The organism is Acidiphilium sp. PM, from assembly GCF_000219295.1.
Taxonomy (GTDB): Bacteria; Pseudomonadota; Alphaproteobacteria; order Acetobacterales; family Acetobacteraceae; genus Acidiphilium; species Acidiphilium multivorum.
The window spans coordinates 1-9,664 of the sequence record NZ_AFPR01000619.1 but is presented as its reverse complement, the minus strand read 5'-3'; the positions used below and the strand labels follow the sequence as shown (position 1 = coordinate 9,664).

Annotated in this window: 12 protein-coding genes and 1 pseudogene; 5 read left to right on the top strand and 8 right to left on the bottom strand. The window is 61.7% G+C overall.

Annotated elements, in window-relative coordinates; all coding sequences use genetic code 11:
- Positions 1-208 (bottom strand): annotated as a pseudogene (locus APM_RS21125) (divalent metal cation transporter); the annotation flags it as partial.
- 517 nt (positions 209-725) lie between these two features.
- On the opposite strand from APM_RS21125, the gene APM_RS21120 reads away from it, so the two are divergent.
- Entirely contained in the window at positions 726-1,001 is a 276-nt protein-coding gene (locus tag APM_RS21120; RefSeq protein WP_083818738.1) for a metal/formaldehyde-sensitive transcriptional repressor, read from the top strand.
- 185 nt (positions 1,002-1,186) lie between these two features.
- Here the strand turns inward: APM_RS21120 and APM_RS19620 are convergent, their stop codons facing one another.
- Both APM_RS19620 and traA read right to left on the bottom strand, forming a co-directional pair.
- Positions 1,187-1,792 (bottom strand): hypothetical protein, encoded by a 606-nt coding sequence (locus APM_RS19620; RefSeq protein WP_007425132.1) that lies wholly within the window; start codon positions 1,790-1,792, stop codon positions 1,187-1,189.
- Positions 1,789-4,632 (bottom strand): Ti-type conjugative transfer relaxase TraA, encoded by a 2,844-nt coding sequence (gene traA, locus APM_RS19615; RefSeq protein WP_039889407.1) that lies wholly within the window; start codon positions 4,630-4,632, stop codon positions 1,789-1,791. Before traA ends, APM_RS19620 begins: the two co-directional genes overlap by 4 nt.
- 113 nt (positions 4,633-4,745) lie before the next feature.
- Here traA and APM_RS23220 point away from each other — a divergent pair, with 113 nt between their 5' ends.
- Both APM_RS23220 and APM_RS19610 read left to right on the top strand, forming a co-directional pair.
- Positions 4,746-5,069, top strand: coding sequence for a cysteine-rich CWC family protein (locus APM_RS23220; RefSeq protein ID WP_371259421.1), 324 nt, complete (start codon positions 4,746-4,748; stop codon positions 5,067-5,069).
- A complete protein-coding gene (locus APM_RS19610; protein ID WP_039889406.1) occupies positions 5,050-5,358 on the top strand; it encodes a hypothetical protein in 309 nt (102 codons plus the stop codon). Before APM_RS23220 ends, APM_RS19610 begins: the two co-directional genes overlap by 20 nt.
- 73 nt (positions 5,359-5,431) lie before the next feature.
- Here APM_RS19610 and APM_RS19605 read toward each other — a convergent pair whose 3' ends face one another.
- From APM_RS19605 to APM_RS19585, 5 genes are all read right to left on the bottom strand, one after another.
- Positions 5,432-5,869, bottom strand: a complete 438-nt coding sequence (locus tag APM_RS19605; protein WP_007425129.1) for a type II toxin-antitoxin system VapC family toxin — start codon at positions 5,867-5,869, stop codon at positions 5,432-5,434.
- Positions 5,869-6,123 (bottom strand): type II toxin-antitoxin system Phd/YefM family antitoxin, encoded by a 255-nt coding sequence (locus APM_RS19600; RefSeq protein ID WP_007425128.1) that lies wholly within the window; start codon positions 6,121-6,123, stop codon positions 5,869-5,871. Before APM_RS19600 ends, APM_RS19605 begins: the two co-directional genes overlap by 1 nt.
- A gap of 748 nt (positions 6,124-6,871) precedes the next feature.
- A complete protein-coding gene (locus tag APM_RS19595) occupies positions 6,872-8,020 on the bottom strand; it encodes a replication initiator protein A (protein WP_039889409.1) in 1,149 nt (382 codons plus the stop codon).
- A gap of 78 nt (positions 8,021-8,098) precedes the next feature.
- Positions 8,099-8,374 (bottom strand): hypothetical protein, encoded by a 276-nt coding sequence (locus APM_RS19590; RefSeq protein ID WP_007425126.1) that lies wholly within the window; start codon positions 8,372-8,374, stop codon positions 8,099-8,101.
- Positions 8,375-8,388: 14 nt separating this feature from the next.
- Positions 8,389-9,048, bottom strand: coding sequence for an AAA family ATPase (locus tag APM_RS19585; protein ID WP_007425125.1), 660 nt, complete (start codon positions 9,046-9,048; stop codon positions 8,389-8,391).
- 229 nt (positions 9,049-9,277) lie between these two features.
- Here APM_RS19585 and APM_RS19580 point away from each other — a divergent pair, with 229 nt between their 5' ends.
- On the top strand, positions 9,278-9,541 hold the full coding sequence (locus APM_RS19580; protein WP_007425124.1) for an AbrB/MazE/SpoVT family DNA-binding domain-containing protein: 264 nt from the start codon (positions 9,278-9,280) through the stop codon (positions 9,539-9,541).
- On the top strand, positions 9,541-9,664 hold a 124-nt coding region (locus APM_RS19575), incomplete at its 3' end, for a type II toxin-antitoxin system PemK/MazF family toxin (RefSeq protein ID WP_039889405.1). The genes APM_RS19580 and APM_RS19575, both read left to right, overlap by 1 nt.

Below are 9,664 nucleotides of genomic sequence, written 5' to 3'. Positions count from 1 at the left end.
CGACACCACCGGCATCGTTGTCGCCCAGCATGACCAGCAGGCCTGGACCGACCAACGCAAGACCCAGGGCAATACGGTTGCGCAGGCTACGCTTGCCGGTGCGCAGGCGCTGAATGCGCAGTCGGTCGCGCAACCGCGCTTCAAGGCCCTCGGGAAAGGTTATGCGGGCGGCTTCGGGCGAGATCAGGATATTGGTTTCGGCGGACATGGCATGTCTCCGGGGCGGCGAGTGTGAGGCGGAATGGGTGAAAGCCAGCGCTGATCCGGGTCGGTTCAGCTGGGCGCTTCGCCGGCAACCACCTTCCAATGGGTCACGAGCGGCCTCGAACCGTCTGGGCGCCAATAGGTGACAACCCGACGGCGCAGAAATGTCCCGTCGGGTGGCGCTACGTTCCTGATCGGCAAAAGCTGCCGATTTGATCGTTTTCTGTGGAAGATCATATCGATCCCTCTTCCTGGTCAGCATTGGCTGCAACCCGGGAGGGATAGGTGGGGTTCAACGCAACGCGCGCATCACTCCAGCCGTATATCCGGCCCAGGCAATCATCCCTCCCATGGGGAACCCGACAGCAAGCGAAAAGTACTTACTATCGTCCTCCGAAGGCTGGCTGGTCGATCGCGGTTTCATGGGGTCCTTGGCAAGGCGGGTTGATCAAAACCGCCGAAATTCGCATTTCGCGGTGATTTTTGCCATATACCCCCACTGGGTATATGGTCAAGAGGCGATGCAATACACCGACAAAGAAAAGCGTAAACTAGTAAATCGGCTCAGCCGCATCCGCGGTCAGGTGGAAGCGATGCAGACGGCGTTGGAGGATGATGCCCGATGCACGGCGCTGTTACAGCAGGCAACGGCATGCCGTGGCGCGTTGGACGGGTTCATAGGTACCGTGATCGAGCACCACATTCGCCAGCATATCGTCGATCCAAAGCAGCAGGAGACGGATCGAGCTCACGCTGCCGAAGAGCTGATCGGCGTAGTTCATTCCTACCTGACGTAGGCTAAATTTCTGATCAGACAGCCAAATGGTCCAGGTCGCCTCAGCATCGGTGAAACTCGACGCGAGAACGGTAACGAAGATCTCTTCCGGTTTGTGATTCCGCCATCCCAGTCGTCCTTGATGCAAAATCTAAAACAGATCCCGGACCACTTAGGGGCAGATCACCCCCTCCCGCAAACGTCCCCTCAATATCCCTTGAGGACACGGTAATCGCCGCTGTTTCCGTATTTTACGGCATCGGGGTTGATGGCGACACAAGGAAGCCTGTTTGGGCCACATCGGGTGATCTTGTCGAGCATTCCCGCCTTCACCCAAGCGGCATGATTGGCCTGCAACATGGCGATTTCGCCCCGTAGCTGGCTGACTGTAGTGCGGTCCCACCAGACAACGGCTGTGCTGCTCAGCCAGCCGAACAGCATCAGCCCGACGGTCAGGGCCACGATCCACCCCAGTAGCCGCCAGCTCGCCCAGGCCACGATCCGGCGCAGCGCCTCCTCGGCAACCGCCATGCCGCCCGCCAGCCCGGCCAGATCCTCCAGCATCGGCTTGGTCGCTTTCCGGACCGTCGCCACACCTTCCTTGCCTACCTGCTCCAGCGCCGTTGTCACCGCGGCGCCGACCGCTTCGCGCACCCGCTCTTCGAGACTCGAGGCTTCGTCCGCCAGTTTCCGCCGCTCCTGCGCCAGCGCCGCCCGCTCCTCGGCAAGGCCGTCCAGCGCCCGCTGCACCGCAGCCTGCTGCTGCTCGGCGATCTCCATCAGCCCGTAGAGCCGTTCTTCCGCACCACTCACATCGACATCCCACGACCCCGCGACACGGATCTTTCCTGCTGTTTCCGGACGGCCGCCCGCTCGGCTTCACGCGCCAGATGACCGCGCATCCGCTCCTCAGCACCCGCCATCAGCCGCTCAATGGCCTTCCCGGCGTCCGGCGACGCCAGCACCTGCACCAGCGTCGATCCCTCCTTCAACCCAAAGTCATGGCCACGCGCCCGCAGCCGCTGCGCCGCTTCGGAATGACGATCCAGTGTCCGGGCAAATCCCAGCAACGCCGCCCGCGTCTGCCCGGCCAGAGTGGGATCAGTTTCCAGCCCCGGCAGCGCCTTGGTGTAGGTCTCCGATAGTCGCGTCCACTCCCGCACCAGGCCGTGTGCTTCCTCGTTGCGCGCCGCCTCAGCCGCCTGGTGTTGCCGATGTGCCTCGAACCGTGCCCGGAACCCGGCACGCCCCGCCTCGATCTCGCGCGCCGCCACCACCTCCCGCGGCCGCACCTCGACTCCACGCCGCTGGGCATAGGCAGCCTGGTCGTAATCCAGCGTGGTTTCCTTGGCCTGGGATCGGGACAGCCGCGCCGACAGGGCGGCCACGTTGCTGAATTCCGCCCGATCGGCGTAGAGCGTCACCCCGTCCCGGTGCCGCGTCATCGCCACGTAGGTCAGATGCCGGTCCATCGTCCCCGAGGCCAGCACATAGGCCCGGTCCACCGTCGCACCCTGCGCCTTGTGAATGGTGGTGGCATAGCCGTGATCCACGGCAGCATAATCCGCCATCGAGATCGACACGGCCCGACCTCGCCCAGGCCCGGAGGGAGAATCCAGCCGCACCAGAAGGCGGTCGTCCTCTGCCAACGCCACCGTGCCCAGCATCCCGTTCTTTACGCCCAGCTCGCGGTTGTTCTCCCGGAACAGCAGCCGATCCCCCGGCGCAAAGGCCCGCTCGCCCTCGGTCGTGCGATAAACACGCTCGTCCGCCAGCTCGCCCCGCTCGCGCCGAACCGTCCGGATCGCCTCGTTGAGCTCCCGCACGTCCGCGTTGCGGTGCGCCAGCACCAGGCGAGAGCCATCCGGCCGCGCCTCCATATCGGCCAGCACATCCCGCACGATCGCCGCCCGCGCATCCGCCGCGGTTGCCTCGAACCGGACAGCATCGCGCTCGGCATAGGCGCGCAAACCCTCCTCTGTCTGGTGCCGCCCGAACGCCACCGACGCCGCCCGCTGCCAGCCCTCGTGCTGCCGGCGGATTTCCGCCAGGTCAACAAAGCCGATCCGCTCAGCCACCGCACGGAACGCCGCCCCCGGCCCGATCGGCTGCAGCTGCTCGGGATCCCCCACCAGCACGATCTTGGCGCCTGCCCGGTCCGCCTCGGTGATGAACCGGGAAAGCTGCTTCGAGCCGACCATGCCGGCCTCATCGATCACCAGCACATCGCGCGGCCCGAGCCGGTCGAACCCTCGTTCCCAGCCCCGCTCCCATGAGGCCAGCGTGCGCGAGGCAATGCCAGCCGACTCCTCCAGCCCTTCGGCCGCCTTGCCCGCCAGCGCCGCCCCATGCACCCGGTAGCCTTGCGCAACCCACGCCTCGCGGGCCGCCGCGAGCATCGTGCTCTTCCCCGCACCGGCAAGCCCCACCACCGCAGAGATGCGCTCCGGCCGGCATACATGCTCGATGGCGGCCCGCTGTTCTTCGGCCAGGAACGGTCGCGCACTGACTGCCGCCTCCACGCGCCGGCCAGCGACACCGAACCCGCGCCCATCCGCCATACGATCGGCGCTAATCGCCATATCGCGCTCGATGCCGACCATCTCCCGCGTCGAATAGCGCGCCTGCTCGAACACCCGCCCACGCTCGTCGCGCTGCTCGGCCCGCAATTCCACCAGAGCAGGCGACGCCATCACTGTTGCAAACGCCGCCTGGAACGCATCGGCATCGCCGATATAGCGGTGCAGCGCGCGCGCCACATCGTGACGATCGAATACGCTCTTCTCGCCCGTGATGAGCGTCAGCACCTGGTCCGGCCGCTCCCGGATCAGCGCGGCGTTGCGCTTCGCGGCCTCCTCATCGATCCGAACCCGCGATACGGCCTTGCCACGCCGCTCCATTTGCGTGGCATGCACGCCCATGTGCTGTGTCGGTTCGATCTCCAGCCCCCGCTCCTGATGCGAACGGTGATCGATCCGTACATCCAGCCCCGCACGCGCCAGATGCTCGTTCGTCCGCTGCTCCCAGCCGGAGCGAATATCCCGAAGCTGCTCATGCGAAGTCGGCAGGCCAAGCGCCTGCAACTTCTTGTTCTCAAGCTCGAGTTCGGATTTCTCGCCCAGGGAACCGGCCGGCATGGCCCCGATCCAGCGCCCCGCCTCGTCACGCCCGGTCACCACACGTCGTGTGGTCAGCAGGATATGCGCATGGTGGTTGCGGACATCGGTATGACCGTGGGGTGCATGGATCGCAAAATCCACCGCAACCCCATACTGCCGGGCCAGAGCCTGAGCAAAATCCCGCGTCAGTGCCAGCCGCTGCTCCGCCGACAGCTCGTGCGGGAGCGCAACCTCGATTTCGCGGGCGACCCGCGCATCCTTGCGTCTCTCCGCCAATTCCGCAGCATTCCACAACGCTGATCGGTCACGCGCCCATTCAGGACCGGCGCCATGCACAACGGTACCGTCTGCCGCTACGGTGTCATTGGGGAGAATAATCTCTGCATGCTCCACCCCATGACGCCGGCCAAAGTCATGCACCATCCCATCGCGCATATTCTCAAGACGATCGGCCGCGCGATACGCAGCAGCTGCGACCGCACTGCGACCGGAGCCACGAGCCACAGGCTTCATGCTCAGATGGTAGATCGCCATTCCGCACCCACCTTACTCCGCGCTGAGTTGTGCAGCAACTCGTAAGTGCGCACTTAAAGCTCTACTTCGTTTCGCTTTTCGTGATTCCTAGCGTCAAATTGGCGGGATATTTTATGCCAAACACTTTTATGGCTTCTGCACTTCTATGCTCGATATTGATGGCTAGTTCAGACACATACTGGAAGTTTCAGCAAGAACCGGCGATATTCCGATCGATGCAATCGATTTGTCCACGTTGCCAGGCGCCAATGATCTGCCAGAATGATGACAGTTGCTGGTGCACTAAACTGCCGACCGTTACACCGCTGCCAACGGATGACGCAGCGCATTGCCTATGCCCGAATTGCCTACGGGAGATGCAGGACAAGGCATATCGAAACGCCACTGCCGCCGATCACGACAGAACCGAGGAAACCCATGGCTCGCAAACCCATTGAACAGCAGATTGCCCAGCTTGAAGCCCGTGCCAAGACTCTCAAGGCACGGTTGGCAAAGCAGGATCGTGCCAGAGACACTCGCCGTAAAATCCTCATCGGCGCGCTGGTGCTTGACCGTCTTGAACACAACGGCGATGCGGAATTCTCTGAACGCCTCGCCAACTGGCTTCGACGCGAGCTTCCAGGCTTCCTTACCCGCGAAGACGACAAGGCTCTCTTCGCCAATCTGCTGAACGGTAAAACCGGCGCACCGGCAACAATTCCAGAACCCCGGAAGGCCGAGGCGTAATATCACTCAGCAGTGATCTGTTCTTGCTTCCGACAATTCGTCCCCCTCATCCGGGGGGATGCCGGTTTGGATTTCAGTGTTCCTGCTCCTGGGAAGCCTCCCATGGATTGAGGAGCGTTACGCCGGTTGTGTGAAAGTCCGCGACGTTGCGGGTGACGATGGTCATGCCATGGACCAACGCTGTCGCGGCGATGAGTGCATCCCGTTCGGCGTGAGGATCAGGAACATGCAAGGTCGCGCAGTGCCGGGCGACGGCCGTATCCACCGGGAAAATGCGCCCTTCGAACTCGGGCAACACCTGCTTTTCCAGCCAGGCGCGCAGCAAATCCCCTTGGTCAGGGTCTTTCCGCTCGATTTGCAGGATGCCGATCTCGATTTCGAGGATAGTGATAGCCGAGATGTAGAGGGTTTTGGCGTCTACGCTGTCGGCCCAGATGGTCACCTGTGGGTGCGCCTTACCCAAGCGCACCTTGCGGAGTTCGGAGACGACATTGGTATCGAGGATGAACATCAGGAGAAATCGGCGGGGCGCAGGCCAATGGTGACGCGAGGCGGGTCAAATTCGATATCGGCAAGGCCCGGCATGGCCAGAGCATCCGCAATGCTGCGGCGTTTGCCTGTGATGCGGCGGTATTCCTCGATGCTGAGCAGGACGTGTGCGGGTTTGCCGCGGTCAGTGATGAAGACCGGACCTTCTGAAGCGGCTTTTTTGGCCCGGCTGGTGTCCTGATTGAACTCCCTGCTGGATATGGTGGTGATGGTCATGTGCGGCACTCCTGCTGTCGGCGTCAATCAGCAATAGTATAAACGTTACTACAAAAGCCTTTCTTGTATCAATGCCACTTTGGTTTTCTGGCTGCGGAGAGGGGTCAAGGAGCCGCCCGGAGGCCGCAGCGGAGCGCAGCCTGCAGGGCGAGCACCGAACGGGCGAGGACGGCAGGCGGAGCCGGTCCTTGACGTCTTGGAGCGGCCTGTAGCCTATCGGGTGGTGTCCAGGACAAGGGCGAAGCCCGCTGGGCTGGACACCTGCCCTTCGGCGAGAACGGGGTGCAGGGGCAGCGCCCCTGCGTTGAGCAGATACTTCACGCCCATAGGGCGTGACCATTGATCTGAGCGTAGGCGCGAAGCGACGAGCAGGGGGTGCCGGGGCTCCATAGGGCGCGCACCGGCGGGGGCGTAGCCCCAAAGAGGCGGTGCGGACCTTTGAAGATCCGTGGCTTGGTGGGCAATAGACGGGAGTTATCCACATTCCGGGACGTTTTAAGGGTTTTATATATTAGTTTTAAGGGTTTTAGCCTAAAAAAATGGCGATTTTACTTTGTAAATCAATGCGTTACGAAAGCGCTCGGTCCTTAAAAGACGGCCTTTGGTCCTTAATGGACGGGGCTTCAGTCCTTAATGGACGGCCGTAGGTCCTTAAAAGACGGCGTATCCACAGGTCTGAGGCACCTACAGCGCATGCAGCCTATGTATGCGCCCGACTCGGCTGCCAGCTCAGCCCGAAGTCCGTCTTTTAAGGACCCGCTGTCTCGGTGGAGGGCGTTGGGAAACTGCCTCGGAAGCGCATAACAAGAATGGGGCCATCTTGGCCTGGTTCCTCCGCAAGATCGTATTCGGGCAGTTCGTTGGCCTTGATGAGTTCGCGTATTGCAGCACTGGATTTCTTGAAAGCATCTGGGCTCCCGCTGCGTTCATGGATCAATCGGAAGGACCACCGGGCCTCACCCTTACCGGCAGCCACACGGGCTAGGCGATAGACAAAGCGGCCGAGACCAGGCGTCATCAGGAAGTAGTTCGGGTGCATCGTCAGCACTTCGGGATGTTCAGCCTCGACGACAGCGGCATAGAGCCATTTCGGCAGCTCTATTTCCACGGACGTGACGCGGCCGGAATCCTCATGCGACACGGCCTTGTAATCGTTGATGAGGCCAGCACCTTCAGTCACCCGGAGCGGGCGTCCATCCTTACCCCGCTGCCGACGCACAATCTCCACGGTGGTTTGCTTGAGCCGCCGTAAGGCGGCTTCCACCGCTTCATATTGCCGCCCTCCATCTGACTGGCGGCAGAATTTTAGGATTTCCGAGACATGTGGCCGGAACGAACGGCCTGGCTTTTCGCCCAGACCAGCACGATAGCGGTTCATGGCTTCCGTGAGGTGAGAAACACCCATCAGCACGATGTCGTAATCCCATATGGAAGCCATACCATCAGGTCCGCTGGCCACACGCACATGACCGCCATCCGGTAGGTTGTGTGTCATCACCGAGTTGGCGCGCGGGTACTTTTTCGATAGCCGGAACACGGCCACATCCATGATGCCGCGATTGTCCTTGGCAGCCACGTCCCACACGCCCGGCACGAAAAAATCGGCCTGCGCATCGTCAGGCGGGGGAGTTCGCAATAGCGGTTTGGCCCGTGCCGCAGTGGATCTCGCTCTCGCCTCCTGGCTTTCTTCCTCAGGAACTTCCTTGAGGGACTGACCACCCATCAAGGAGTCTATGTAGGGCAGCAGCATTTCGGACACTTCGCCTAGGACATACCAACGCTTGCGCTCCTTATCCCATCGTGCGCCATGCCGCTTGGCCCAATCCTTGTCGTCGTAGCCAATGGTCAGGTAGGTCCGGGGACGTGGTGTCGCGCGTTTGCCAATGCCGACTTTCATCAGTCTCGTGCCCTTACCCTTTTCTACCATACATCCTCCAACTCGGTTGATTATATGAATATTCTTTTAATATTTTTTTCACTTGAAAACATCTCCTTCTATAGCGCGATAAATGGCCATGTTGATGATGCCAGCCCTGCCCTGTCCGGTGCGCTTGGCGATCTCGTCCACGCGGCGCAGCAAATCGGGGGCGATGGTAAGGCTGATCTGCCGCTTGTTCCCTTTCGCCACGCCCTTGTTGTAGGCGCCGGCGGTCGGCGCCGCGTGGGCGGCGTCCGGGGCACCGGATACAAAAGCATCCACGGCCGCCGCTTGCGCGGCCGGCGTCGTCTTGGGCTTACGTTGGATTGCCATGCTATAGGCTCCTTTTAGGAGTGCGTATGGATATTAAAAAGTGATGAAACCAATGCTTCTAGTTCGGCGCAGGCTTTGGGGTCGCGCGGGGCCAGCTCAGCCACGGCCAGGCCAGCGCCGCCGGCATTACTGAAAGCCTTGCGGCGCCGGATCGGCACCGGCAGGTAGGCGAACTGCGGAACTTCTGCGACGGCTGCCGCTGCCTCGGCGTTGTCGGCCGAGTGCTCGCCAGGATCGGCCTGGTTCATCACGGCAAAGCATTGCAATCCGTCGCGAACGCTATTCGCTTCGTCGACCAGTGAGGCCATGTCATCCAGTGCCCACACGTCGTAGGAGCGAGGGGCAAAGGGCACCAGCAGCACATCGGACAGAATCAGTGCCGCACGCAAGGCCGTCGAGTCACGGCCGCCGGCATCAATGATGATGTCCTGCCATTTATCGCGCTGCTGCTGCACCTGGCCGCGCAACTCCTTGCCGTCTGCATACTGCGCGCACGCGATGCCCGGCTTTCTGCCGGCTTCGGAGCGGGCGGCAATGGCCGCCGCTGCCGTTCCCTGGCGGTCGCCGTCGATCAGCCACACGTCACGCCCAGCCATCGCGCGGGAGATGGCGAGCTGCACGGCCAACGTGGTCTTGCCGACGCCTCCCTTGGTATTGCCTACGGTTAAAATCATATGGGCTACCTTTGGCTGTTATGTGCATTATATATTAGTTCTGTTTGGATATTAAAACAATACTAATCGTAAGGGTAGGCAGTGCCTGCCCACAATCTCCCCCAACCGGCCTGGGGATGGATGGAAGCATCCCCAGGACGCCCTATGGATTTGTGGACAGCCAAGCAGGATTTGGCTTGCAAGGGTAGTCGCAAATGTTATATTTTAGTATAATTAAAAGGAGATTCCTATGCACACCACAAACCTGCGCAAGGTCGGCGGCTCCATCATGTTGGCCGTGCCGCCCGCGCTGCTCGATGTGCTGCACCTGGCACCCGGCGCCAAGGTCGGCCTGACCGTCGATAACGGCCGCCTGGTGGTCGAGCCGAGGGCTAGGCCGCACTACATCATGTCCGAACTGCTCGCCGAAGCCGAAGCGGCCGGCACGTATCCGCTGCCGGCCGAACAACGCGAATGGATCGACGCCCCGGCAGTCGGAAAAGAACTGATTTGATGAATCGCGGCGATATCTACCTGGTCGATCTTGAGCCGACGGCAGGACACGAGCAGCGCGGCCATCGGCCGGTGCTGGTTGTGTCCCCGGATGCCTTCAACCGCCTGACGCAATGCCCGGTCA

Bases quoted from the DNA above. Each gene is read 5' to 3' on its own strand.
- APM_RS19590 (WP_007425126.1), bottom strand. From the start codon at position 8,374: ATGGCAATCCAACGTAAGCCCAAGACGACGCCGGCCGCGCAAGCGGCG.
- APM_RS19585 (WP_007425125.1), bottom strand. From the start codon at position 9,048: ATGATTTTAACCGTAGGCAATACCAAGGGAGGCGTCGGCAAGACCACG.
- APM_RS21120 (WP_083818738.1), top strand. From the start codon at position 726: ATGCAATACACCGACAAAGAAAAGCGTAAACTAGTAAATCGGCTCAGC.
- APM_RS19600 (WP_007425128.1), bottom strand. From the start codon at position 6,123: ATGACCATCACCACCATATCCAGCAGGGAGTTCAATCAGGACACCAGC.
- APM_RS19610 (WP_039889406.1), top strand. From the start codon at position 5,050: ATGGCTCGCAAACCCATTGAACAGCAGATTGCCCAGCTTGAAGCCCGT.
- APM_RS23220 (WP_371259421.1), top strand. From the start codon at position 4,746: ATGCCAAACACTTTTATGGCTTCTGCACTTCTATGCTCGATATTGATG.
- APM_RS19580 (WP_007425124.1), top strand. From the start codon at position 9,278: ATGCACACCACAAACCTGCGCAAGGTCGGCGGCTCCATCATGTTGGCC.
- APM_RS19595 (WP_039889409.1), bottom strand. From the start codon at position 8,020: ATGAAAGTCGGCATTGGCAAACGCGCGACACCACGTCCCCGGACCTAC.
- APM_RS19605 (WP_007425129.1), bottom strand. From the start codon at position 5,869: ATGTTCATCCTCGATACCAATGTCGTCTCCGAACTCCGCAAGGTGCGC.
- traA (WP_039889407.1), bottom strand. From the start codon at position 4,632: ATGGCGATCTACCATCTGAGCATGAAGCCTGTGGCTCGTGGCTCCGGT.